The sequence below is a fragment of the Mycobacterium rhizamassiliense genome, from assembly GCF_900157375.1.
GTDB lineage: Bacteria > Actinomycetota > Actinomycetes > Mycobacteriales > Mycobacteriaceae > Mycobacterium > Mycobacterium rhizamassiliense.
The window spans coordinates 1,414,797-1,438,055 of the sequence record NZ_LT721901.1; the positions used below are offsets into that span (position 1 = coordinate 1,414,797).

The 23,259-nt window shown below is 68.3% G+C and carries 22 protein-coding genes; 12 read left to right on the forward strand and 10 right to left on the reverse strand.

From position 1 onward, the window contains the following. Window positions 1–34 precede the first annotated feature (34 nt). The 3 genes from MRAB57_RS06975 (at window position 35) to MRAB57_RS06985 (ending at window position 4,853) form a co-directional block, all read left to right on the forward strand. Window positions 35–2,380 (forward strand): heavy metal translocating P-type ATPase, encoded by a 2,346-nt coding sequence (locus MRAB57_RS06975; RefSeq protein ID WP_108637895.1) that lies wholly within the window; start codon window positions 35–37, stop codon window positions 2,378–2,380. A 74-nt stretch (window positions 2,381–2,454) separates the two neighbouring features. After that, complete coding sequence (locus tag MRAB57_RS06980; protein WP_077086928.1) at window positions 2,455–3,837, forward strand: alpha/beta hydrolase; 1,383 nt, start codon at window positions 2,455–2,457, stop codon at window positions 3,835–3,837. 197 nt (window positions 3,838–4,034) lie between these two features. Further along, window positions 4,035–4,853 carry a polysaccharide deacetylase family protein gene (locus MRAB57_RS06985; protein WP_077090437.1) on the forward strand — a complete coding sequence of 273 codons (819 nt, stop codon included), beginning with the start codon at window positions 4,035–4,037 and terminating at the stop codon, window positions 4,851–4,853. Window positions 4,854–4,857: 4 nt separating this feature from the next. On the opposite strand, the gene MRAB57_RS06990 is transcribed toward MRAB57_RS06985, so the two are convergent. After that, window positions 4,858–5,313: a MarR family winged helix-turn-helix transcriptional regulator gene (locus tag MRAB57_RS06990; RefSeq protein WP_083743318.1), complete on the reverse strand. Its 456-nt coding sequence runs from the start codon at window positions 5,311–5,313 to the stop codon at window positions 4,858–4,860. Between the two features lie 58 nt (window positions 5,314–5,371). Here MRAB57_RS06990 and MRAB57_RS06995 point away from each other — a divergent pair, with 58 nt between their 5' ends. From MRAB57_RS06995 to MRAB57_RS07005, 3 genes are all read left to right on the forward strand, one after another. Next, window positions 5,372–6,316, forward strand: a complete 945-nt coding sequence (locus MRAB57_RS06995; protein WP_077086929.1) for a CE1 family esterase — start codon at window positions 5,372–5,374, stop codon at window positions 6,314–6,316. Window positions 6,317–6,394: 78 nt separating this feature from the next. Next, on the forward strand, window positions 6,395–7,684 hold the full coding sequence (locus MRAB57_RS07000; protein ID WP_173813911.1) for a lipase family protein: 1,290 nt from the start codon (window positions 6,395–6,397) through the stop codon (window positions 7,682–7,684). Between the two features lie 75 nt (window positions 7,685–7,759). After that, a complete protein-coding gene (locus MRAB57_RS07005; protein ID WP_245836071.1) occupies window positions 7,760–8,320 on the forward strand; it encodes a TetR/AcrR family transcriptional regulator in 561 nt (186 codons plus the stop codon). A gap of 21 nt (window positions 8,321–8,341) precedes the next feature. On the opposite strand, the gene MRAB57_RS07010 is transcribed toward MRAB57_RS07005, so the two are convergent. Continuing rightward, window positions 8,342–8,959 (reverse strand): TetR/AcrR family transcriptional regulator, encoded by a 618-nt coding sequence (locus MRAB57_RS07010; protein ID WP_077086931.1) that lies wholly within the window; start codon window positions 8,957–8,959, stop codon window positions 8,342–8,344. Window positions 8,960–9,025: 66 nt separating this feature from the next. On the opposite strand from MRAB57_RS07010, the gene MRAB57_RS07015 reads away from it, so the two are divergent. The 3 genes from MRAB57_RS07015 to fadD1 all read left to right on the forward strand — a co-directional run bounded on the left by MRAB57_RS07015 (window position 9,026) and on the right by fadD1 (window position 12,392). Next, window positions 9,026–9,856 (forward strand): alpha/beta fold hydrolase, encoded by an 831-nt coding sequence (locus tag MRAB57_RS07015; RefSeq protein ID WP_077086932.1) that lies wholly within the window; start codon window positions 9,026–9,028, stop codon window positions 9,854–9,856. Window positions 9,857–9,913: 57 nt separating this feature from the next. Then, entirely contained in the window at window positions 9,914–10,684 is a 771-nt protein-coding gene (locus tag MRAB57_RS07020) for an SDR family NAD(P)-dependent oxidoreductase (RefSeq protein ID WP_077086933.1), read from the forward strand. Window positions 10,685–10,763: 79 nt separating this feature from the next. Further along, window positions 10,764–12,392 carry a fatty-acid--CoA ligase FadD1 gene (fadD1, locus tag MRAB57_RS07025; RefSeq protein WP_077086934.1) on the forward strand — a complete coding sequence of 543 codons (1,629 nt, stop codon included), beginning with the start codon at window positions 10,764–10,766 and terminating at the stop codon, window positions 12,390–12,392. Here fadD1 and MRAB57_RS07030 read toward each other — a convergent pair. The 6 genes from MRAB57_RS07030 to MRAB57_RS07055 are packed head-to-tail and all read right to left on the reverse strand — an operon-like array spanning window position 12,337 to window position 18,642. Further along, on the reverse strand, window positions 12,337–12,984 hold the full coding sequence (locus MRAB57_RS07030; protein ID WP_077086935.1) for a PadR family transcriptional regulator: 648 nt from the start codon (window positions 12,982–12,984) through the stop codon (window positions 12,337–12,339). The genes fadD1 and MRAB57_RS07030 overlap by 56 nt on opposite strands. Next, the gene (locus MRAB57_RS07035) at window positions 12,981–13,403 is read right to left on the reverse strand and encodes a Zn-ribbon domain-containing OB-fold protein (protein WP_077086936.1); all 423 of its coding nucleotides are present in this window, start codon (window positions 13,401–13,403) and stop codon (window positions 12,981–12,983) included. The genes MRAB57_RS07030 and MRAB57_RS07035 overlap by 4 nt, the downstream gene beginning before the upstream one ends. Further along, entirely contained in the window at window positions 13,400–14,560 is a 1,161-nt protein-coding gene (locus tag MRAB57_RS07040; protein ID WP_077086937.1) for a thiolase family protein, read from the reverse strand. Before MRAB57_RS07040 ends, MRAB57_RS07035 begins: the two co-directional genes overlap by 4 nt. A gap of 30 nt (window positions 14,561–14,590) precedes the next feature. Continuing rightward, complete coding sequence (locus MRAB57_RS07045; RefSeq protein WP_077086938.1) at window positions 14,591–14,932, reverse strand: hypothetical protein; 342 nt, start codon at window positions 14,930–14,932, stop codon at window positions 14,591–14,593. A 12-nt stretch (window positions 14,933–14,944) separates the two neighbouring features. Next, window positions 14,945–17,284, reverse strand: coding sequence for a CaiB/BaiF CoA-transferase family protein (locus tag MRAB57_RS07050; RefSeq protein ID WP_077086939.1), 2,340 nt, complete (start codon window positions 17,282–17,284; stop codon window positions 14,945–14,947). A gap of 2 nt (window positions 17,285–17,286) precedes the next feature. Continuing rightward, the gene (locus tag MRAB57_RS07055) at window positions 17,287–18,642 is read right to left on the reverse strand and encodes an amidohydrolase family protein (protein ID WP_077086940.1); all 1,356 of its coding nucleotides are present in this window, start codon (window positions 18,640–18,642) and stop codon (window positions 17,287–17,289) included. A 274-nt stretch (window positions 18,643–18,916) separates the two neighbouring features. Here MRAB57_RS07055 and MRAB57_RS07060 point away from each other — a divergent pair, with 274 nt between their 5' ends. Beyond that, window positions 18,917–19,894, forward strand: a complete 978-nt coding sequence (locus MRAB57_RS07060; RefSeq protein WP_077086941.1) for a LacI family DNA-binding transcriptional regulator — start codon at window positions 18,917–18,919, stop codon at window positions 19,892–19,894. Between the two features lie 9 nt (window positions 19,895–19,903). On the opposite strand, the gene MRAB57_RS07065 is transcribed toward MRAB57_RS07060, so the two are convergent. Further along, a complete protein-coding gene (locus tag MRAB57_RS07065) occupies window positions 19,904–20,500 on the reverse strand; it encodes a TetR family transcriptional regulator (protein ID WP_077086942.1) in 597 nt (198 codons plus the stop codon). A 17-nt stretch (window positions 20,501–20,517) separates the two neighbouring features. On the opposite strand from MRAB57_RS07065, the gene MRAB57_RS07070 reads away from it, so the two are divergent. Together MRAB57_RS07070 and MRAB57_RS07075 are read left to right on the forward strand one after the other, a co-directional pair. Continuing rightward, on the forward strand, window positions 20,518–21,594 hold the full coding sequence (locus MRAB57_RS07070) for a DUF1214 domain-containing protein (protein WP_077086943.1): 1,077 nt from the start codon (window positions 20,518–20,520) through the stop codon (window positions 21,592–21,594). Continuing rightward, window positions 21,591–22,763 (forward strand): sulfotransferase family protein, encoded by a 1,173-nt coding sequence (locus MRAB57_RS07075; protein ID WP_077086944.1) that lies wholly within the window; start codon window positions 21,591–21,593, stop codon window positions 22,761–22,763. The genes MRAB57_RS07070 and MRAB57_RS07075 overlap by 4 nt, the downstream gene beginning before the upstream one ends. 81 nt (window positions 22,764–22,844) lie before the next feature. Here MRAB57_RS07075 and MRAB57_RS07080 read toward each other — a convergent pair whose 3' ends face one another. Continuing rightward, on the reverse strand, window positions 22,845–23,258 hold the full coding sequence (locus MRAB57_RS07080; RefSeq protein WP_077086945.1) for a Zn-ribbon domain-containing OB-fold protein: 414 nt from the start codon (window positions 23,256–23,258) through the stop codon (window positions 22,845–22,847). Between the last annotated feature and the right edge of the window lies 1 nt (window position 23,259).

Sequence of the window (23,259 nt, forward strand, 5' to 3'; positions counted from 1 at the left end):
GTAGCTTGCCCCGCCCGGGGCATCTGGAGGCGTCATGACCACGAGCGAATACCCCCGGCGGCAGCACGTGCCCGAAGAAGGCAGAATTTGCCAGGTGACCGCTTCACCGGCTGAGAAGAGCAGCTTCAGGCTCGAGATCACCGGGATGAGCTGTGCCTCGTGCGCGGCGCGCATCGAGGAGAAGCTGAACAAGCTCGACGGCGTGGACGCGTCGGTCAACTACGCCACCGAATCGGCCACCGTGACCGCGCCGTCCGGTTTCGATCCCCAGGCGCTGGTCGCCGAGGTCGAACGGGCCGGCTACACCGCGGCCCTGCCGGGACTTGGCGCCGACCGCGACGGTCGAGCCGGGCCCGACGACGCCGAGTTGGCATCGCTGCGGACCCGGCTGATCGCCGCCGTCGTGCTCGCCACCCCGGTGATCGCCATGGCGATGATCCCGGCCCTGCAATTTCGCTACTGGCAATGGGCTTCGCTGGCGCTGGCCACACCCGTCGTCCTGTGGGCGGGCCAGTCGTTCCACGCGGCCGCCTGGACCAACCTCAGGCACGGCGCGGCCACGATGGACACCCTCGTCTCGGTCGGAACGCTGTCGGCGTTCCTGTGGTCGCTGTACGCCCTGTTCCTGGGGACCGCCGGCGACGCGGGCACGCATCACCACTTCCAACTGACGGCCGCCCGCAGCTACGGCGCGGGCAGCATCTACCTCGAGGTCGCCGCGGGCGTGACGCTGTTCGTGCTGGCCGGCCGCTACTTCGAAAAGCGCGCCAAACGGCGCGCGGGCGCCGCACTGCGCGCGCTGCTGGAGCTCGGCGCCAAGGACGTCGCGGTGCTGCGCAGCGACATGTTGAGCCCCGACGGCCCCGGCATCGAGATCCGCGTCCCCGTTGACCAACTGCGGGTGGGCGACCTCTTCGTCGTGCGTCCCGGCGAGAAGATCGCCACCGACGGCCTCGTCGTCTCCGGCTCGTCGGCCGTGGACGCCTCACTGCTGACCGGCGAATCCATGCCCGTCGAGGTGGGTCCCGACGACGCGGTCACCGGCGCCACCGTGAACGTCGGCGGTCGCCTGGTCGTGCGCGCCATCCGGGTCGGCGACGCGACGCAGCTGGCGCAGATGGCCACGCTGGTCGAGGCGGCCCAGGCCGGCAAGGCCAAGGTGCAGCGGCTCGCCGACCGCGTCGCGGGCGTGTTCGTTCCTATCGTCATCACGATCGCCGTGGCCACGCTGGCCGCCTGGCTGCTCGCCGGTTTCCCGCTCACCGCGGCGATCACCGCCGCGGTCGCGGTGCTGATCATCGCCTGCCCGTGCGCGCTCGGCCTGGCCACGCCGACCGCGCTGTTGGTCGGTACCGGCCGCGCGGCCCAGCTCGGTGTGCTCATCAAAGGGCCCGAGGTGCTGGAGTCGACCCGCCGGGTCGACACGATCGTGCTCGACAAGACCGGCACCGTGACCACCGGCAAGATGACGCTCGTCGACGTGATCGCCCGAGCGGACACCGATCGCGAGACGCTGCTGCGCTACGCCGGGGCCCTCGAGGACGCCTCCGAACACCCCGTCGCGCAGGCAATCGCCAAGGCCGCCAAGGCCGAACTCGGCACGCTCCCCTCGGCCGAGGGCTTCACCAACCTCAAAGGCCAAGGCGTGCAAGGCATTATCGACGGCCACGAGGTGGTCGTCGGCCGGGACAGCCTGCTGGCCGACTGGGCCGAAGATGACGCCGCGACGCTGCGGGAGGCCAAGGCTCGCGCCGAGGGTGACGGCAAGACCGCCGTCGTGGTCGGCTGGGACGGCGGCACCCGCGGGCTGCTGGTGATCGCCGACGCCGTGAAACCCAGCAGCGCCGAGGCCGTTCGGCAGTTCGAGCGGCTGGGATTGACGCCGGTGCTGCTGACCGGTGACAACCGGGCCGTCGCGCGGCGCATCGCCGACGAGGTCGGCATCACCCAGGTCATCGCCGAGGTGTTGCCCGCCGACAAGGTCGCGGCGGTCAAACGTCTGCAGTCCGAGGGCAAGGTCGTGGCGATGGTCGGCGACGGGGTGAACGACGCCGCGGCCCTGGCCACCGCCGATCTGGGGCTGGCGATGGGCACCGGCACCGACGCGGCGATCGAAGCCGCGGACCTCACCCTGGTGCGCGGCGACCTGCGCGCCGCCGCCGACGCGATCGGGCTCTCCCGCAGGACACTCGCGACGATCAAGGCGAATCTGTTCTGGGCCTTCGGCTACAACGTCGCCGCCATCCCGCTGGCCGCCGTCGGCCTGCTCAACCCGATGCTCGCGGGCGCCGCGATGGCGTTTTCGAGCGTCTTCGTCGTCGGCAACAGCCTGCGGCTGCGCTCCTTCGCCAGCCTGACCGCGCAAGGCGATGTGGGATAGTTGACCTGGCCCACCGGCCCGGCGACCACGGCGCGTGAACGCGCGACAATCGGATTTAGCGAAGGCTCTCATCGTTGCGCGAATTCTTCGGACAGCTGTCCTTGCTGCACGGTTGGTTGCCACCGGCATTGCAGGTCCTCGCGGTGCTCGTCGCCGTCACCGCCGTCGACTGGCGCCGAAGCAGCTGGTTTAAGCGAGCGCTGCCTGCCGCGCTGATCGCCTCGGCCGCGACGGCGGGCCTGGCGTACTGGTACATCGGATCCATCGGGGTGGCCGGCGACCCGGCACCCGTGGCGCTGTGGCTGTGGATCGCGGCCAGCGGGCTGACCGCCGCCCTGTTGCTGCTCGGGTGGCGGGGGATCCGGTGGTGGCGTCGTGGCGTGGCGGTGCTTTCGGTGCCGCTGTGCGTGCTGTGCGCGGGCCTGGCCCTCAACGATTGGGTCGGCTATTTCCCCACGGCCCTCAGCGCGTGGAATCAGCTGACGTCAGTGCCCCTGCCCGACCAGATCGACCGGCTGCGGGTCACCGAGATGCAGCTCGCCGGGACCAAGCCGACCAAGGGCGTCGTCGTGCCGATCAACATCGACGCCGACAAGTCCCACTTTCCGCACCGGCAGGAACTGGTGTACCTGCCGCCGGCGTGGTTCAACAGCAACCCGCCGCCCCGGCTGCCCGCGGTGATGATGATCGGCTCGGCCTTCAACACCACCGCCGACTGGCTGGGACCCGGCGGTGCCTTCACCGCCATCGACAACTTCGCCGCCGCGCATCACGGCTTCTCGCCGGTGCTGGTGTTCGTCGACTCCACGGGATCGTTCGACAACGACACCGAATGCGTCAACGGCAGCCGCGGCAACGCCGCCGACCACCTGACCCAGGACGTGGTGCCGTTCGTCGCCTCCAATTTCGGGGTGAGCGCCGACCGCGCCAACTGGGGCGTGGCCGGCTGGTCGATGGGCGGCACCTGCGCCGTCACCCTGGCCGTGCTGCACCCCGAGCTGTTCCGCGCCTTCGTGGACATCGCCGGCGACATCCGCCCCGGCATCGGCCCGATGGACCAGACCATCGCCCGGCTGTTCGGCGGCGACGCCCGCGCCTGGCCCGAGTTCGACCCGATCAGCGTCATGACCAGGCACGGTCGCTACACCGGGCTGTCGGGCTGGTTCGACGTCCCCGCCCCGCCCGGCGCGCACAGCGTCGCGCAGGCGGCCGAGCCGGACCTCGAAAGCACGTCCGCGGCCAACCCGGAGGGCCAGGACGCCGCCGCGAACGCACTGTGCACGATCGCCGGGGCGCATGGCATCGACTGCGCGGTGGTGACCCAGCCGGGCAGGCACGACTGGCCGTTTGCTGCGGGGGCGTTCGAGGCGGCGCTGCCCTGGCTCGCCTCGACGCTGGGGACCCCCAACGTCGACCCCGTGGCGTTACCGCAGCGCGGCGGCGGCGAACCGCACTGATTCAGGCCCTGACCGTTATAAATTTGCAACGCTAATCCCAGCTGACCCTCCCGTAACGTCGCCGACGTAATCCGCGGTTGAGTGGTACGGTTCGCTGCTGTGGATGCGATGTTTGTCGAGGTCGGAGTCCCCGTGGGGGGTTCCTCCGTCGCGCACCGCACCGACCGGAACCGAAATGCCCCGCCGCCATGCCTGAGCTGAATCGCCGCCGTTTCCTGGGGTCGCTGGCAGCGGCCACCGTTGCCGGCGTCGGCGCAGCTCGCCTGATCGTCGACCCGCAACCGCGCACCTTCGCGGCGCCAGTGGACGCCGGCGCCGCAACCTCCGGGCCGATCGCCCCGCCCTCCGCCGGGGGGCTGCTGCCGCCACCGCCGCTGAGCGCGCGCATCCCGCTGCCGGGCGGCGGCGCACTGATGAAGATCCCCGGAGACGGAGATTTGCTCGCGCTGACTCTTGATGACGGGGTCAACAGCGAGGTCGTGCGCGCCTACACGCAGCTCGCCAAGGACACCGGCATCCGGATGACCTTCTTCGTCAACGGCATCTACGACTCGTGGACCGAGAATCGCGAGATGCTGCGCCCACTGGTCGACTCCGGACAGATCCAGCTCGGCAACCACACCTGGTCGCACCCGGATCTGACGACGGTGCCGCAGGACAAGGTCGAAGACCAGCTCAAGCGCAACGACCAGTTCCTGAAGAACACCTACGGCATCGGAGCGAAGCCGTACTACCGGCCGCCCTACGGCAAGCACAACGCCGCCGTCGACGCGGTGGCCAACCAACTCGGCTACACCGTCCCGACGCTGTGGTCGGGCTCGCTGTCGGACTCGACGCTGATCACCGAGGAATACATCGTCAAGATGGCCGACGAGTACTTCGTCCCGCAGGCCATCGTGATCGGGCACCTCAACCACCCGCCCGTCACGCACGTCTACCCCGAACTCCTCGACACCATCCGCGAGCGCAACCTGCGCACGGTCACGCTCAACGACGTCTTCCTGCGGACGCCTTAGCGCGTCAGTCGCCGGGCGCCGCCGACAGCAATTGCACCAACGTCTCGCGGAACTCCGCCAACCGCTCCTTGCCCAGCACCCGCTGCCATCTCTTCTCCAAATCGAGTGCATTGGCACGCATTACGCGTAACACCTCACGGCCGCGCGGGGTCAGCTCGATGAGTCGGACGCGGGCGTCGGCGGGGTCGGGCACCCGAGTGACGTAGCCGTGCCGCTCCAGGGCCGCCACTGCCTGGGCAACCGCCTGCCGGGTCACCCGGAGCCGGTCGGCCAGGGCCGACGCGTGCAGCGCGCCGGCGGCCAGCGGCACCAGGGCGACGGCTTGCGCCGGGCGGATGCCGTCCAGGCCGGCCGCCGCGAAGGCCGCCCTCAACTGCGGCGCCCCGGACGCCGCAACCAGGTTCACCAGCGCAGGCACGGTGGGTTTCCACTCGGCATCCATGAACAGAGAGTGTGCCATCCGAGTCCAGATTGACAAGCTACTTGTCAAAATCCGTGCCGGCTGTCACGATGGCGTCATGCGATCACGCTTCGTCCGCGCACTGAGCTCGCTTCTGCTTCCGGCTTTGGTGGTGGTGCTGGGAGGCTGCCTGGGCGGTGGGCACGCGCTGGGAACGCCTGGCGCCCAGTCGATTCCGCTCGGCCATTCGACCCAGACCATCGCGGTGGGCGGCGTCAGCAGGACTTTCAACGTGTACCGGCCGCAAGGCCTGCCCGACGGGGCGCCCCTGGTGGTCATGCTGCACGGCGGCTTCGGCACCGGCGCCCAGGCCGAGCGGTCCTATCACTGGGACAGCGAGGCCGACGGTGGCCATTTCCTGGTGGCCTACCCCGACGGACTCAACCGCGCCTGGAATGCCGGAACATGTTGCGGGGAGCCGCAACACGTCAACACCGACGACGTCGGCTTCATCACGGCCATAGTGGGGGCCATCGAGCAACAGATTCCCATCGACCGGGCCCGGGTCTATGCCACCGGGATGTCCAACGGAGCGATGATGGCCCTTCGGCTCGGCTGCCAGACCGACACGTTCGCCGCGATCGCGCCCGTCGCTGGGACGCTGCTGACCGACTGTTCCCACGCGAGGCCGACGTCGGTGTTGCAGATCCACGGCACCGCCGACGACCGAGTTCCCTACAACGGCGGGCCCGGTAAAGCGTTCGCGGCCAACGGAAATCCGCGGGTCGACGGGCCGTCGGTCGAGGCGGTCAACGCCACCTGGCGGGGCATCGACGCGTGCGGACAACCCACGTCGAGCACCACCGGCAGCGTGACCACCCAGACGGCGAGCTGCGCCGACGGGCGCACCGTCGAGTTGATCTCCGTCGCGGACGCAGGCCATCAGTGGCCAGGAGGCGAGCCCAGCCCGCTGGTCCAGGGGATCGCCGGAATTGCCGCGCCGTCGACCGCGCTGGATGCCACCGACACCATCTGGCAATTCTTTGCCCAAAGCCACCGGTAAAGCACCCAGCCGAGATAATCTCTAAAATTTTAGAGATTCCCCTTCCGCTGATGGGTGGTCCATTGTTACCTTTTCGTGATGCGCCGGTTTGGGGGAATTGTCGCCGTCCTGCTCGTGTTCGGTTCGGCACTGATCGGCGCCGGTACTGCCCGGGCGGACGGCGGGGACGAGCCGCAGTACGCCGAGTTCTACACCCCGCCGGATCCGCTGCCCCCCGGCCAGCCCGGTGACCTGATCCGCACCGAACCGTCGCGGCTGGTCCTGGAGCCGTCGGGTCAGCTGGGCGCGATCATGGCCACCGGCACGCGAATCATGTACCGCAGCACCGACACTCGCGGCAATCCGATCGCGGTGACCGGCACCTATTTCGAACCCTACAACGCGTGGCCCGGCAACGGGCCGCGGCCGTTGATCAGCTACGCGCCCGGAACCCAGGGCCAGGGCAACCAGTGCGCCCCGTCGCGAATGTTCAACCAGGGCATCCACTATTCGGGTGGCTGGGACATCATGTTCAACTACGAAGAGCTGTTCGTGGCCACCATGGTGGCCCGCGGCTTCGCCATCGTGATGACCGACTACGAGGGGCTGGGCACCCCGTCGATGCACACGTATGTGGGACGCGTAGCCGAGGGACAGGCCGTGCTCGATGCCGCCCGCGCGGCCATGCGTCTGCCGGAGACATCATTGGATCCGCATGGGCCCGTGGCTTTTTGGGGCTACTCGCAGGGCGGCGGGGCAACGGCCTCGGCCGCCGAACTGGCCCCGTCATACGCCCCGGAGCTGCACATCGTGGGCACCTACGCGGGCGCGCCCCCGGCCAATCTGAAAGAACTGCTGCCCTACGCCGACGGCAGCGTCCTGGTCGGTGTGGTCGGCTACGCGCTTAACGGCGTGATGGCCGAATACCCGGAGTTCGCCGACGTCATCCGCTCGAAGATGACACCCCGCGGGCTGGCGATGCTGGAATCGGCGTCCCGCCAGTGCGTCGGACAGACGTTGCTGGACTTCATGTTTCGACATCTGCAGCCGTACTTCACCGAAGACCTCACTCAATTGGTCAACGAAGAACCGTTCAACACACTCTTCGACGAGCAAAAACTCGGACGTTACAAACCCACTACCCCGGTGCTGCTCAACAGCAACCGCTACGACCCGTTGGTGCCGCACGGTCCCGTCGTGCAACTCGCCAACGACTGGTGCGCCCAGGGTGCCGACGTTGAATTCCGCACCAATGAGGAACCGCCGTTCCTGAACAAGCTCGTGATCAACCACGCCCTGCCGATGCTCGTCGACGGTGAACCCGCCATGCAGTGGATCGCCGCCCGATTCAACGGCGAGCCCACCGCGCCCAACTGCGGTCAGTTTTAGACTTGAGACATCGCTGCACGTAGGAAACACAATTCGGCCGAGCGGCGTCGACAGCTCACCGACGCCGCGATCGAACTGCTGGGCAGCGACGGCGTCCACGGCGTCAGCCATCCGAAAGTCGACGAGCGCGCCGACGTGCCGGCGGGCAGCACGTCGTTCTACTTTCGCACCCGCAAGGCGCTGCTGCAGGCGGTCGCGACGCGGCTGACCGACCTCGACGTCGCCGACTTCTCGTTGATGACCGAGCTCGCGGGCTCGTCGTCCGAGCAATTCAGCGGCACCGCCGGCCTGGCCCGGATCGTCATGTACGTCAACAGCGAACCCTGGCTGACCCGCGCCAGGGCGCGCTACGAGCTCATGTTGCTCGCCAGCCGCGATACCGAATTGGCGACCAGGCTCGACGAGTCCTCCGACCGGCTCTACACGCTGGCCCGGGAGGTCGTCACGCAGTGGCACGCCGCGGGCAACACCCCGGACCCCACGCTGGTCGAGGATCAGGCGCTGGCCACCCTGGCGTTCATCAACGGGGTGATGATGACGTTCGTGGCGGGCCAACCGGCCGTCGACAATGCCGAGCATCTCGACCGGCTCATCCAGGGCGTCATCGCGGGCGTTGCCCAGGTTCGCGGCGGCTGAAGTCCTTGTCCACCAAGACCTTTAGTCGGCGTGTGGAATCCGCAGCATCCCGTCGATGAGCCCCTGTAGCACCTGCCTGGTCTCCCGGCGAGCCCGTTTCGGGTCGTCGGCGGTGGCGATGGCCATGGCGGCCTCGTCGAGCGCGCCGATCAGCACGTGGGCCAGCGGCCGGGTGGGTTGACGGGCGAGCTGGCCCGCCTTGATCGCCTCGACGAGCATCTGTTCGGTCATGCCCAGGCTGTACCGCTGGGCGACGTCGCGGAAGCCGGCCCAGCCGAGCACGCTCGGCGCATCCAGCAGGATCAGCTGGCGCACCTCCGGATCGCCGGAGACCTCGAGCCAGGCGTCGACGGCGGCGCGGATGGCGTCGGCCGGCGACGCCGCGCCCGACGAGGCGACGATGGTGGCCATCCGTGCCATCACGTCCTGCTCCACCACCTCGACGACCTCGCGGAATAGCGCTGCCTTGTCGGCGAATTGGTGGTACATCGCGCCGCGGGTCACCCCGGCCGTCGCGGCGATCTCCGGCGTCCCCACTTCCGCATAGCCCCGCAGGCCCCACAGCGTGCGGGCAGCCGCGATCAGCGCGTCGCGGGTCGCCGCGGAGCGCTCCTCCTGGGTCCGTCTCTTGATTTCCATACAACCTGTTGGTAACTTACGAACAGACAGTCTGTTTGTAAATACGTTCTCGAGTAGGAGTCATCTATGTCGACGATCGACATTAGTGCCGGAACCATCCATTACGAAGCAACCGGACCAGAGCACGGCAGGCCCGTGGTGTTCGTGCACGGCTACATGATGGGCCGCGAATTGTGGCGCGACGTCAGCGAACGGCTCGCCGCCGTCGGCCTGCGCTGCATCGCCCCCACCTGGCCGCTCGGCGCGCACCCACAGCCGATGCGGCCCGGTGCCGACCGGACCGTCACCGGTGTCGCCCGCATCGTCGCCGAGTTCCTCGACGCCCTCGACCTCGAGGACGTCGTGCTGGTAGGCAACGACACCGGTGGCGTGGTCACGCAGCTGGTCGCGGTGCACCATCCCGAACGCCTCGGTGCGCTCGTCCTGACGAGTTGCGATGCGTTCGAACACTTTCCGCCGCCGATCCTCAAGCCGGTGATCCTGGCGGCCAAGTCCAAGACGAGTTTCCGGGCCGTGGCCCAGGCCATGCGGGTGCCCGCCGTGCGCAAGCGCGCGTACGACGGCCTGGCGCATTGCAACATCGACCACCTCACCGAGGCCTGGGTACAACCGGGGATAGCCGACTCGGCAGTCGCCGAGGACCTGCGTCAGTTGACGCTCTCGTTGCGCACCGAGGTCACCATGAACGTCGCGGCCCGGCTGCCCGAGTTCGACAAACCGACGCTGATCGCGTGGTCGGCCGACGACACGTTCTTTGAACTCGCGGACGGCGAACGACTGGCCGCGATCATTCCGAACGCACGGCTCGAGGTCATCGACGGGGCCCGCACATTTTCGATGGTGGACCGGCCGGATCGGCTCGCTCAGCTGCTGTCGGACATCGCGGTGCGCACCTAGCGAGGTCCATTCCGGGCGGTGTAGTGGTCACTGCGCTGGCCGTATAGCGTTTCGCCCATGTCAGAGACGACGCAGGCGCTCAAAGACCGGCGGATCCTGGTGACCGGCGGGGCGACCGGCATCGGCGCGGCGGCGGTCGAGGTCCTCACCGCCGCCGGTGCCGCGGTCGCCGCGACCCACCACAACACGCCGCCCCCGGAGGGTCTCGCCGCGACCTGGCTGCGGTGCGATGTGCGCGACGCCGACGCCGTTTCGGCGATGGTGCACCAGGCCGCGGAGCGCCTCGGCGGGCTCGACGTCCTGGTGAACGCCGCGGGCCTGTGGCAGGCCGGGATACCGGGCTACATCGGGGCCGACGACATTTCGTTCCTGCTCGACACCAACATCAAGGCCACCATCCTCACCAACCAGGCCGCCTACGGCGTCATGAAAGACCAGGACCCCAAGGGCGGCCGGATCATCAACTTCGGGTCGTCGGAAGCCGTTATGGGCAGCCCTATTTCGGCCGTCTACGCCGCGACCAAGGGCGCGGTGCAGGCGTGGACGCGATCGGCCGCCAAGGCATGGGCCGCCGACAACATCACCGTCAACTCCCTGGCGCCCGCGGTGCAGACACCGGGTGCCGACCGCCTTCGGGATTTCCTCGGGCCCGAGGCCGCCGCCCTGATCGACCAGCAGATGAAGATGATGATTCCGCTCGGTGGGGCGCTGGGCGATCCGGCGCGCGACGTCGGCCCGATGCTGGTTTTCCTGGCCGGCGCCGGCTCGGGCTTCATCACCGGTCAGCTGCTGGCCGTGGACGGCGGCCTGATGATGGTGGGCGGCTAGGCGTCGTCGATCGCCCGCTACTATAAGACGGACCGTCTCGTCTCGTGTATGGGCGGATAGCGGAGGTGGATCGGAGCCGATGACTGACGACACGATGCAGGCGTACCTGCGCCGGCGCTTGTCCGATTCGAATGTCGCCGTGAAACACCGCGACTTGCAATGGAGTTGGAGCGAGTACCTGGCGGCGGCGTCGGCCCGGGCCGCGGCCCTGATCGGTGCCGCCGATCCGCAACGGCCTATGCACATCGGCGCGCTGCTGGGCAACACCCCGGAGATGTGCGCGCAGATGGCGGCGGCGGGGCTGGGCGGCTATGTGTTGTGTGGCCTGAACAACACCCGGCGCGGCGAGGCGCTGGCCGCCGACATCCGGCGCGCCGACTGTCAATACGTGGTGACCGACGCCGAGCACCGACCGCTGCTGGACGGCCTGGACCTCGGGGCGACGCAGATCCTCGACAGCTCGACGCCGGAGTGGGACGAATTCATCGGCGCCGCAGGCGAACTGGTGCCACACCGCGACGTCGAAGCGACCGACGCCTTCATGATGATCTTCACCTCCGGGACGAGCGGAAATCCCAAGGCGGTTCAGGTATCTCACCTGATGGCGATGTTCGCCGGGACCAACCTGGTGCAGCGCTTCGCGCTGACCGAGCAGGACACCTGCTACGTATCCATGCCGCTGTTCCATTCCAACGCGGTCGTCGCGGGCTGGGCGCCCGCCGTCTGTTCCGGCGCCGCGCTGGTGCCGGCGAAGTTCTCGGCGAGCAGTTTCTTCGACGAGGTCCGCCGCTACGGCGCCACGTACATGAACTACGTCGGCAAGCCCCTGGCCTACATCCTGGCCACCCCCGAACGCGACGACGACGCCGACAACCCGCTGCGGGTGGCGTTCGGCAACGAGGCCAACGACAAGGACATCGCGGAGTTCGGGCGCCGGTTCGGCGTGCAGGTGGAGGACGGCTTCGGCTCGACGGAGAACGCGGTCATCGTGATCCGGGAAGAGGGCACCCCGAAGGGCTCGATCGGCCGGGGCATCGACGGAATCGCGATCTACAACAGCGACACCATCACCGAGTGCGCGGTGGCGCGCTTCGACGCCACCGGCGCGCTGGTCAACGCCGACGACGCCGTGGGCGAGTTGGTGAACACCGCGGGGTCGGGCTTTTTCACCGGCTACTACAACGACCCCGAGGCCAACGCCGAACGCATGCGCCACGGCATGTACTGGTCCGGCGACCTGGCCTACCGCGACGCCGACGGCTGGATCTACCTGGCAGGTCGCACCGCCGACTGGATGCGGGTGGACGGCGAGAACATGGCGGCGGCCCCGATCGAGCGAATCCTGTTGCGGCACGGCGTGATCAACCGGGTGGCGGTGTACGCCGTCCCGGACGGACACGTCGGCGATCAGGTGATGGCGGCGGTGGTGCTGAACGAGGGCCAGCACCTCGATCCCGTCGAGTTCGAGGCGTTTCTCGGTGCGCAGCACGACCTGTCCCCCAAGGCCCGGCCCCGCTACGTGCGTATCGCGACCGACCTGCCCAGCACGGCCACCCACAAGGTTCTCAAGCGCCAGTTGATCGGCCAGGGAACGGCCGTCGGCGCGGACGAAATCCTGTGGGTACGCGAGCCACGGGGTACTGCCTATCGACCTAGCTCTTCGGTGCCCGACGCCGGATCTGCCCCTTCGCCCGTCGCACCCGGGTGACGGGATCTCGGCTTGTGCCGCTGGAGATTTCGTCGCGCAGCTGCGAAATGTTGGAGATCTCCGCATACAACCCGCGGATCGCGTAGTCCAGGACGGCGAACGAAAACCGTTGGTCGGGGTCGTCGACGATGCCGAGCTCACGCGACCGCTGCCGCGACCACAACGCCTCGTCCAGCCGAGACCGGGTGGCCTCGAGGTGCCGATCCAGCGTGTCGACGATGCGCTCGGGATCCTCGCCGCGCGCGAGCCAGGTCTTCAGGATGACCGGGTGCTTGATCACGACCTGGTCCTGACCCGGGAAGTGCTGGACCCAGCGCCGTAGCGCGTCGAGCCCGGAATCCGTTGTCTCGTAAAGGGTGATCGCCCGCTTGCCGGACTGGGCGCCGATCTCGCTGACCATGCCGCGCGCCAGCAGCCTGGTCAGCTCGCGGCGCACGTGGCTGACCGAGGGCGACCAGTAGAAGTGGCCGACCGACAGTTCGGCGCGCAGCTTGATCTCGCCGGCCGTCAGTTGTTCGTCGTTGGCCGCCAGCACGCCCAGCACCAGGTAAGCGGTGACCGGCAGGCCGTTGCTGGTGCGGGCGGGACTCACGACAACTCGGTGAAGTACGGCAGCGTCAGGTCCGTGTCGATCACATGGAATTGCACCCGTACGCGCATTCCGATCGCCAGGTCCTCGGGCGCCACGCCGACGACGTTCGTCAGCATCTGGTAGCCCTCGTCGAGCGTGACGATCGCCGGGGCGTAGGGCGGTTCGAACTCGGGCGACACCGGGCGGTAGACCACCGTCCAGCTGTAGATCTCGCCCACGCCCTCGCCGGTGGCCCAGTCCAGTTCGGGCGAAAGGCATTGGCGGCAATGCTCGGTCGGCGGAAAGTTGGCCAGGCCGCATGACTCGCAGCGTTGATAGCGCAGCTCCGCGTCGCGGCAGCCCTGCCAGAACGGCACGCTGATCTGACTGCTGGCGTGCGGAACGGGGCCGGTCTGTGGGCGCAGGCGCTCGGTGGTCATGGTCGCTCGTCTCCCAGGATCAGCAGGGTGGTGAACAGGGCACCCGCTCCCCCGTTGCTGCAGAAGGCGATGTGCGCGTCGGGCACCTGCAGGGCGCCGGCCTCGCCGCGCAGCTGCTGGACGGCGCGGATGGCGCGCTGCATCATCTGCGGATTCGAGCCCGCGTGGCTGAAGGACATGGTTCCTCCGTCCGTGGTGATCGGGTGGCTGCCGTCGATGGCGATGTTGCCGTCGGCGACGAACGGCCCGCCTTCGCCCTCGTCGCAGAAGCCGAATGCCTCTATTTGCCGGATGATTTCGAAGGAGAACGGATCGTAGAGTTCCAGCACGTCGACGTCGTCGCGGCGCAGGCCGGCATAACTGAAGGCGAGATCGGCGGCGCGGGCGCCGACCTGACCGTTGACGTGGTCGCCACGGCGGCCGGCCAGATCCCACGCCGGCGGGTGCTGATACGACGGGCCGTGAAAGTCCGCGCCGCTGGCCAACACGTAGATCGGCTGGCTGTCACAGTCGATCTCGTCGATGTTGGCCACGACCAGCGCGCAGCCCCCTTCGGAGGTGGTGGCGCAGTCCAGGAGATGGAACGGGTCCGCGATCGGCCGGGAGGCGGTGATGTCGTCGGGCATGAACGGACCGCGTTGGTAATAAACGGCTTCCGGGTTCTGCGACCCGTTGTTGCGGATCGTCGCGGCGACCATCGACAGCTGCTCGCGGGTGGTGCCGTAGCGGTGCATGTGCCGCCGCGCGATCAGCGCGAACTCCGCGGTGGTGAACATCCCCCACGGCGCGACGAATTCGTTCTCGGGTCTGGTCCACGGGGCCGTCGCCTCGTGGTCGCGGTACTCGCCGGCCTGCGCGGCGACCAGCACCACCACGTCGGCCATGCCGTGCTCGATCGCGGTCGCCGCCTCGGTGATCATGCCGACCCCGAACGCCAGCCCCTGCCACGCCGGGCCGATCCGCAGGTCGTAGATCAGCGCGGTGGACAGCGGACCCGCGCTGATTCCGTCGACGTCGTCCAGGCTCAGGCCCGCATCGCCGAGTGCGCCCTGGATCGCCTTGAGCGCCAGGCCACGTGAGGTTTCTCCGTCCAGGCGGCGTCCCTGCCGGGTGTTGTGCACCCCGACGATGGCCGCGGTGCGCTTTCTCGCGCTCAACCTTGCTCCATTCTGATCGGTTCGGGCCCTTCAGTTTTCATCTGCCACCACTCCGAGGTAGGTGCCCAGCACATCGAAGTCTCGGCCGTCGCGCGCGACGGTGCCGATGATCGTCGTACGCGCGTCGTCGGGTTCGGTGCCTGCCGCTGCGCCCCTTTCCAAGACGTCGATGCGGACGTCGACCGGCCGTGCGGTCTGCGGGTCGGTGATCTCGACGACCATCGCCACCGCGCGCTCGCGCTCGTCCCATTCAACGCTGGTGATCCGGTGCCGGGCGGTCAGCTCCATCACGACGGAGTCCTGGCGGACCAGGAACCGCACCGGGGCACACAGCTCGCCGGCGCGCGGCGGGACACACAACGTCACGGCCATGTCAGTGCCCCTTCACAGGCCGGCCGGCCGCATACTGGTGGCCCCCGCCGCGCGTAACGCCGCCACCTGTTCCGGGCCGTGGCCCAGCAGGCCGGTCAGCACCTCGTCACTGTGTTGGCCGTACAGCGGCGGCACCCGGCGAATCCAGCGCCGGGGTTTGCCGAGGAAGGCGAACGGCATACCGGTGCACAGGAAGGAGCCGACGACGGGGTGGTCGACCGTCTCCCAGAACCCCCGCGCGAGCAGCTGCGGATTGCTCAGCAGCGCAGGCGAATCCGTCACCTGTGCCGCCGGTATCCCCGCGCCGCGCAGCGCGCCCACCGCGTCGGCCAGCGGGCGCCCCGCGGCCCAGTCGGCGATCAGCTTGTCGATGTCGTCGGCGCGCTCGCGCCAGCTAGACTCGTCCGCGCCCAGCTCGGGCCTGCCGACGAGGTGCGCCAACGACTCTCGGGCGCCGTCGTCGATCGCCGTCAGGGCCACCCAGTCGTCGTCGCCGGCGCAACGATAGACACCCTGCGGTGTCGCGCCGACCGCGCGATTTCCCGCGCGCCGCAGCTCGATTCCGTGAGCCGAGTACTCGACCAGCATCTCGGCTGCCACGTTCAGCGCCGACTCCACCATCGTCGATTCGACGAGCATGCCCGCGCCCTGCCGGTCGCGGACCACCAGCGCCGCGACGGCGGCGAAGGCGGCGTGCAGGCCGGCGATCGGGTCGCACACCCCGCGCGGGATCACCGGTGGCCCGTCGGAATGCCCGGTCGTCCATGCCATTCCGGTCGCCTGCTCCATCGTCTGGGCGAAGCCCACCCGGTCGCGCCACGGGCCGTCTAGGCCGAAGGCCGGCATCCGCACCATGATCGCGCGGGGGTTGGCCGCCGCGACGGCATCCCAGCCCAGGTCGAAGTTTTCCATCACCCTGGGCGAGAAGTTCTCCAGGACCAGGTCGCTCGCGGCGATGATCTCCAGCGCGAGCGCGCGTCCGTCGTCCGTGCTGAGTTCGACGCTGACGTCGCGCTTGTTGCTGTTGCTGCACAGGAAGACCGGTCCCCATTCCCACCACTGGTCCCAGTCCGGTGGGCGGCCGGCGGAGAACCTCATGCCGTCCGGGCGGCGGACGCCCTCGAGCTTGAGTACGTCGGCGCCGAGCGCGCCGAGGAATTGGGTCGCGACGGGGCCGGCCCAGAACGCGGTGAAGTCGGTGATCCGTATGTCGGACAACGGAAGCGCGTCCGGGTCGGCGGGCCCGGGTCGCTGTGGGCGGGGCGGCCAGTGCACCCGGCCGGTGTCGGCGCCCAGCAGCGGCGGGCGCCCGGGCGGCTTGGTCGTCACGGCCTCGCCGCGGTACGGCACCCGGGGCTGCAGCACGCCGAGCTCCGATTCGACGAACACCCCACGTTGCACGAAGTGATCGACCCCGGGCAGGGTCACGGGAGTGGCGATGGGCGCCACCGGGATTCGGAACGCCACGGCGAGCTCGACGATCTCGCTGGTGGTGCGGGCCTGGGTCCACTCGGTGACCATGCCGAGGAACTCGTCGCGGCGCGCGACCCGTCCGGCGAACGACGCGAGATCGGCATCGTCGACCAGGTCGGCGCGATCGATCATCACCAGGAAGTCCTGGAACTGCTGTGCGGTGATCGTGCAGAAGCCCACCAGGCCGTCGGCCGTCGGAACTATCGACGGCAGCTCCAGGCTGCGCTGGCTGATCAGGGAATCGGCCCCCAGGACGCTGGCCGACATGGCGGGCAGGCCACCCATCGCGATCACCATCGCCTCGTAGGCGGACACGTCGATGACCTCGCCGCGACCGCCCCGGGCGGCATGCCTGGCCGACGCCGCGCCGACCGCCGCGGCGAACGTGCCCGCCAGCCAGTCGCCGAGCTGGCCGCCGGCCTGCACGGGCTCGTCGTCCGGCCAGCCCCGTCCGGCGATCGAACCGCACAGCGCCTGCAGGATGAATTCGTTGGCCACCACGCCCTGGTCGACGTAGGGCCCCGTCGTTCCGAACGGCGTCACGCAGACCACCACCGCCGACGCGCCGGTGTGCGCGGTGATGCCGTCGAGCGTCCAGCCGTCGGTGAGGTCGGTGAGGATGACGTCGGCCCCGGCCAACAGCGGACGGACGTCGGCCTGATCGGAGGCGACGATCGATTTCTTGTCGGCGGCCAGGTAGCCGAACAGCGCCCCGGGCCGCCCGCCGGCCGACCTCGTGCGCAGGCAATCACCTTGCGGCGACTCGACTTTCACCACCTCGGCGCCCGCGTCGGCGAACATCTTCGCCGCGTACGACACGGCAATCCCGTTGGACAACTCCAAGACACGCCAGTCGGCGAACGGCGCCTCGGCTGGCACGCTCAGTTACCCGGGGTGGTGGCGCGCCCGGCGATGCCGGCCACCTCGACCGCCGCGGGCGCCTGGGCCGAGTCCTGCGCCTGCAGGGCGAACTGCGTCATCCGCGTCCACGCGTCGCGGTCACGCTGGCTGGCCTGGCGCCCGACATGGGTGACCACGTCGACGTCGGTGGCCTGCGCACGCAGCTGCCCGGCACGGGCGTGCTCCTTCGGGATGTATTGGAACGGGTCGAATGAGTATGCAGCCATGGCATTTTCGTGGGTGATTTTGTCGATCACCGCGTCGTCGAGGTGGCCCATGGTCGTGACGATGTCCTCGGGTGCGAACGGCCAGTTGCTGTCGGAGTGCGGGAAGTCGGACTCCCAGCACAGCATGTCCTCGTTGAACCAGTCCATGTTCCGCACACCGACCTTGTCGCTGATGAAGCAGGTGTAGAAGTGCCGCTTGAACACGTCGCTCGGCCCGTCGTAGCCGGGCGGGAAACTCGCCAGCGTCCAGCCCGAGTGGCGGTTGTACACGTGCTCGGCCCGCCAGAGGAAGTATGGCATCCAGCCGACGTCGCCCTCAGTCAGGGAGAACTTCAATTGCGGGAAATCGGACCAGAATTCGGCCCAGATCAGCTCGGTGAAGGTGAACATGCTCATCATCGACGACGCCGTCATCTGGACGCTGGGCGGGGCATCGGTGGACACCTGCGGTGACCGCGACGCGGAGCCCACGTGCGTGCACAGCACCGTCTTGTTTTCGCAGACCGCCTCGAACAGCGGGTACCAGTACTTGGTATGAATGCTGGGCATTTCCAGCGCCTCTGGGTTCTCCGAGAACGTCACTGCGTGACATCCCTTGTCCGCCAAGCGCTTGACCTCCTTGGCGGCTTCGTTCACGTCATAGAGTGGCAGGATGCCGCAGGGGATGAACCGCCCCGGGTATGCCGCGCACCACTCGTCGACGTGCCAGTCGTTGTAGGCCTTGATCATCACCAGGTTGACGTCGCGATCGGGACCCTGGTTAAGCACCTGGCCGGAGAAGCCGGTGAAGTTCGGGAAGTTCAATCCGGCCAGCTGGCCGCCGGCGTTCATGTCGCGGACCCGTTCGTCGACGTTGAAGCAGCCCGGCCGCATCTCGTCGTACCGCGAGGCGTCGATGTTGTACATCTCGCGGGGCTTGCCCGCGACGGCGTTGAGGCCCATGTTCCGCCCGCGCACGTCGCCGTAGTACCACTGCTGGATGCCGTCGGGCTCGAGAACGACGCGGGGGGCACGGTCCTTGTACTTGGCCGGGACGTGGGCGTCGAACATGTCGGCCGGTTCGGCGATGTGGTCATCCACGCTGATCAGGATCAGATCGTCTTTATTCATGCCACACTCCTCGGATACTGCGACTAGTAGACAATGATTCCAGTCACACTGTCAACGCGCGCCGCGGGCGCCGCTCTCGGATAAAGCGCAGGAATTCCGCGCCAGTCAGCTAATTTCTGGACCTGCCGCCCCTCGGCGTTGTCGTCCGTAATGAGTGACTATTAGTCCGCTGATTTCGCCGATGATTCGAGGGAGCGAGATCGTCGGATCCCGCCCGGCGATCGGCAGTGCATGCCACCATTGGCGATGGCGGGGTCCGGGGGGTGAAAGCGCGTTGACAGCAAACAAGGCTGTGCGGCCGACGAATGCCGACGTCGCCCGGCTGGCCAGGGTTTCGACGGCGACCGTCAGCTATGTTCTGAACAATGCGGAGGGCCGCAGGATCTCCCCGCAAACACGCGAGGCCGTCCAGAACGCCGCCGCGTCACTGGGCTATCGACCCAATCTGGCCGCGCGCAATCTCGCCCGCGGGAAGAGCGGCGTGGTGCTGTACGTGGTCCCGCACGTGGCGCTGGGCGAGCTGCCGATGCAGGCCGGCAGCCGGATGACCACCGCGCTGGCGCGCCTGGGCCTGCTGCAGGTGCAAATCTTCGAGACCGACGACGATCGACATGTCGTCGATGCGATCGAGAACCTCGACCCACTCGCGGTCGCGAGCCTGTTCCCGCTCCCGGCCGCCGCCCGCGACGCGGTTCGGGCCGCGGGCATACCGCACATCTACATCGGCACGCTGCCCACCCTCGGCGAACCGCATCTCTTGGTCGGTGAATTACGGGTGCAGCACCTGGTCTCCCGCGGTCATCAGCGAATGGCTTTCGCCTACACGGGAATTCACAAGCGGCGCGCGCTCGGCGAGTACTGGTTCGACGGCGTGTCACACGCGACCCGAAAGCGCGAGCTGCCGCCGCTGGCCGTCGGCGTGGTCACGCCCGAGACCGCCACCGAAGTGGTCACCGGCTGGGTGCGCGACGGCGTCACCGCGGTCTGCGCGCAAAGCGACGAGATCGCGTGCGTCGTGTTGTACGGCATGCACCAGGCGCGGCTGCGCTGCCCGGACGACCTCGCCGTCATCGGCGTCGACGCCAGCCCGATGGGGGTGGTGAGCACGCCGCCGTTGACCACGGTGCAGTTCGAGCCGCACGTGGTGGCCGACGTCGCGCTCGCCGCCGTCCGCAGAGAGCTGGGGTATCCCGCCGAGCCGGAGCCGGAGTCCGCCGACATCGCCCGCCTCATCGTTCGGTCGACGACCTGACCGATTGCGCTAGCCGACGGTGAGCGCGGCCAGCCCCTGACGCACCCGATCGGGCAGTGAACCGCCGTGGCTGAGCCAGTCGTCCAGGGCGATGCGCACCGTGGCCATGGCCAGCGCGCCGAGCAGGCGCGGCCTGGGGTCCTGCGGGGCCAGGTCGGGCATGCGTGGTGCGACCAACCCGGCGATCGCCGCTTCGTAGCGAGCGTAGATGTGCAGGTTCCACGCCTCCAGCGTCTCGGACGACCTTGTCAGCGTGGCCAATTCGCGCACCTGGTCCTCGATCTCGGCGAAGCCGAGCGCGAGGTCGCCGAAGGCACCGATCACGGCCTCGGACGCGGTGAGGTGCGGCGGCTGGGCGGCCACTGCGTCGGTGATCCGGGTCAGCCATACGACGTTCACGCCCTCGGCGATGGCGTCTTCCTTGGAGTTGAAGTAACGGAAGAAGGTCGCCCGGCTGATGTCCGCCGCGGCCGCGATGTGCTCCACCGTCGCCCCGGCCAGGCCACGGCCGGCCACCAGCTGCGCGGCGGCCGCCGCGACGCGCTGGCGGGTAGCCGCGCGCCGGCGCTCGGCGGGTGAGGTCGTGCTAGACAACGCGTGAGTCATAGTCTAAGTATGAGACTATGACTCAAAATGCGGCAAAGGCCACGGCCGCGTGGCAGTTTTTCCAGCAGATGCTCGCCGACGTCACCAAGATTGTCACCGAGGACGCGGAGACCGAGCGGGAACTGCTCGAGGGGCTGCGGGTCGTCGCCAGGGTCTCGTCACTGTGTTCGCAGTTGTCCGTCGAGGCCGACCTCGGCAGTCCGTCGTTCTTCGATATGTGTTCGCCGAACCGGATGATCGGCGGCCCCAACCCGGACGGCAACTACTACCTGGCGATGATCCGGGGTGACCGGCAGTACCGGATCACCGGCACCCGCGGCACCAGCGCCTATCTCGGCTTCCAGATCTTGGCCGGCACCGGACTGACCCCGCGGCGGATGTCCAACTACGTCAGCGACGTCGACCTGACGCTGCGCTCAGGCGAGTTCGCCCTCGTGCTCTCGGCCGACGAACCCGCCGATCTCGACGGCGCGCACTGGGTGCCGATCCCGCAGGACGCATCCTCGGTCGTCGTCCGCGAGTACATCGGCGATCGGTCCGCCGAGGAGCTGGCCACCATGCGCATCGAGGCACTCGACCCCGACCCGTTGACGCCGCTCACCGACGACGAGCTCGCCGAGCAGTTCACCGGCATGGCCTGGACGCTGATGAAACTCGTTACGCTGCACCGCACTATCAAGCCGGAGCTACTCGAAAACCCCAACGAGCTCCTGACGGCCGAGGCCGCGGAGCTGGGTGCCGCTGACACCACCCCGGACAACCTGTACATGATGGGCACCTTCCGGCTCGAATCCGATCAGGCCCTGGTGCTCGAGATCGAGCCACCCGATACCAGGTACTGGAACGTCACGCTGGAAAGCGTCTGGCATGAGTGCCTCGAGCCCCGCCGCAGGCACAGCTCGGTGACCAGTAGCGCGGCGAAGCCGGATCAGGACGGGAAGGTGCGCATCGCTATCTCGGCGCAGGACTACGGTTTTGGGCACTGGCTCGACACCGGTGGCCGGCATCGCGGATTCATGGTGCTGCGTTGGCTGGACAATCCCGAGCCGCCCGCCGTCACGGTGTCGGTGCGCCGATGTGAGAAGCGGGCATGACGGTGCAGGAGCGATTCAACCCCGACGCGCTGATCGCCACCGCCGTCGAACAAGCCGGCAGCGACGACTTCGGCGCCGACGGCTGGCAGCAGGGTTTGGAGCTGGTCGCCGACGGCATGGTCAACGAGGCGCGCCTATCGGCGATCGGTGTGGAGGTCGCCTACCTCGACCTCATCCGCGCGCTGACCAGTCGGCTCGGTGTGATCGCTTGGCGCAAGCAACATCCCGAGATTGCCGGCCGGCCAATCGATTCGCCGATCTTCATCGTCGGGCAGCCCCGCACCGGCACCACCATCCTGTACGACCTGCTGGCCCAGGATCCCGAGCTGCGAGCGCCGCTGACGTGGGAGGTCGACGCGCCCTGCCCGGTCCCACAGCCCGAGACCTATCACACCGATCCACGTATCGCGCAGGCGCAGGCCAGCATCGAGATGTCCGAACAGATCATCCCGGGCTTCTTGAAGTTTCACCCGATGGGCGCGCTGGTCGGCCAGGAATGCGTTCGCATCACGGCCAGCGAATTCACCAGCATGATCTTCCCGGTGCAGTACCGGGTGCCGACTTACGCCCGCTGGCTGATGTACGACGCGGACCACACCGGCGCCTACCGCTTTCATCGAATCTTCCTGGAACACCTGCAATCCGGCGTACCCGGGCAGTGGCTGCTGAAGTCGCCGGCACACCTGTGGCAGCTGGACAAGCTGCTAGCCGAGTACCCCGACGCGCTGGTCGTGCAGACGCACCGCGATCCACTCAACGTCATCTCGTCGATCGCCGCGCTGACCAATCACCTGCGGCGGATGGGCAGCGACGAGACGAACATCGCCGAATGCGCGGCGCAGTCGTACGAGGAAATCGTCGTCGGCCTGGACCGCGGAATGGCGCTGCGCGACAAGGGTGTTGTCCCCGATGGGCAGATGATCGACGTGCAGTTCACGGACTTCATGCAGGACCCGTGGAACACGATCGGCGACATCTATCAAAAGCTGGGCCGCGAGCTGAAACCCGAGGCCGAGCGGAAGATGCGCGACTTCTTAGCCGAGCATCCCGGCGACGGCGGGCGTGGCCGCTACACGTGGTCGGACACCGGCCTGGATGCCGGCGAGGTGCGCGAGCGGGTCAGCGCGTACCAGGAGCGCTATTGCGTACCGACGGAAGAACTGAGGTAGTAATTCTCCGCCGAGCGTGAAACTAACGTCACGTTCGAGCTCCAACGTGAAACTAAGTTCACGTTCGGCGTCGAGGTGCCGCTACTCCGCCGGTTCGTAGCGCAGCAGGGTGGCCTCGTGCTCGGGGTAGTCGAAGAACACCGGCCGCACCCGCATGCCGACCCGCAGCTCGCTCGGCTCGACGTTGACCATCTCGGTGGAAAACCTTGGGCCCTCGTCCCATTCGACGATGGCCAGCAGCTGCGGGACAGCGTCGGTGAAATGGGGGCTGACCGGCCGGTGCGCCACGGTGAAGGAGTACAACGTGCCCATGCCGGAGATTTCCCGCCACTCCAGGTCGTCGGCCAGCGTGCCCGGCGCGCGCACCCGCGGATAGAAGACGTAGGCCTGCGACGACGGCGAGTACTGAATAACGATGCGGTGCTGGGCCAGGGCGTCCCAAAAGGGCTCGGTGGTCGGCGTTTTGACCGGCATCGGTCGCTCGAAGGTGGCCACA

Coding starts and splice junctions, on each gene's coding strand:
- MRAB57_RS07000 (WP_173813911.1), top strand. CDS start 6,395: ATGCGCCGGTTTGGGGGAATTGTCGCCGTCCTGCTCGTGTTCGGTTCG.
- MRAB57_RS06975 (WP_108637895.1), top strand. CDS start 35: ATGACCACGAGCGAATACCCCCGGCGGCAGCACGTGCCCGAAGAAGGC.
- MRAB57_RS07070 (WP_077086943.1), top strand. CDS start 20,518: ATGACTCAAAATGCGGCAAAGGCCACGGCCGCGTGGCAGTTTTTCCAG.
- MRAB57_RS07055 (WP_077086940.1), bottom strand. CDS start 18,642: ATGAATAAAGACGATCTGATCCTGATCAGCGTGGATGACCACATCGCC.
- MRAB57_RS06990 (WP_083743318.1), bottom strand. CDS start 5,313: ATGGCACACTCTCTGTTCATGGATGCCGAGTGGAAACCCACCGTGCCT.
- MRAB57_RS07010 (WP_077086931.1), bottom strand. CDS start 8,959: ATGGAAATCAAGAGACGGACCCAGGAGGAGCGCTCCGCGGCGACCCGC.
- MRAB57_RS07045 (WP_077086938.1), bottom strand. CDS start 14,932: ATGGCCGTGACGTTGTGTGTCCCGCCGCGCGCCGGCGAGCTGTGTGCC.
- MRAB57_RS06995 (WP_077086929.1), top strand. CDS start 5,372: ATGCGATCACGCTTCGTCCGCGCACTGAGCTCGCTTCTGCTTCCGGCT.
- MRAB57_RS07015 (WP_077086932.1), top strand. CDS start 9,026: ATGTCGACGATCGACATTAGTGCCGGAACCATCCATTACGAAGCAACC.
- MRAB57_RS07020 (WP_077086933.1), top strand. CDS start 9,914: ATGTCAGAGACGACGCAGGCGCTCAAAGACCGGCGGATCCTGGTGACC.
- MRAB57_RS07075 (WP_077086944.1), top strand. CDS start 21,591: ATGACGGTGCAGGAGCGATTCAACCCCGACGCGCTGATCGCCACCGCC.
- MRAB57_RS07065 (WP_077086942.1), bottom strand. CDS start 20,500: ATGACTCACGCGTTGTCTAGCACGACCTCACCCGCCGAGCGCCGGCGC.
- MRAB57_RS07035 (WP_077086936.1), bottom strand. CDS start 13,403: ATGACCACCGAGCGCCTGCGCCCACAGACCGGCCCCGTTCCGCACGCC.
- fadD1 (WP_077086934.1), top strand. CDS start 10,764: ATGACTGACGACACGATGCAGGCGTACCTGCGCCGGCGCTTGTCCGAT.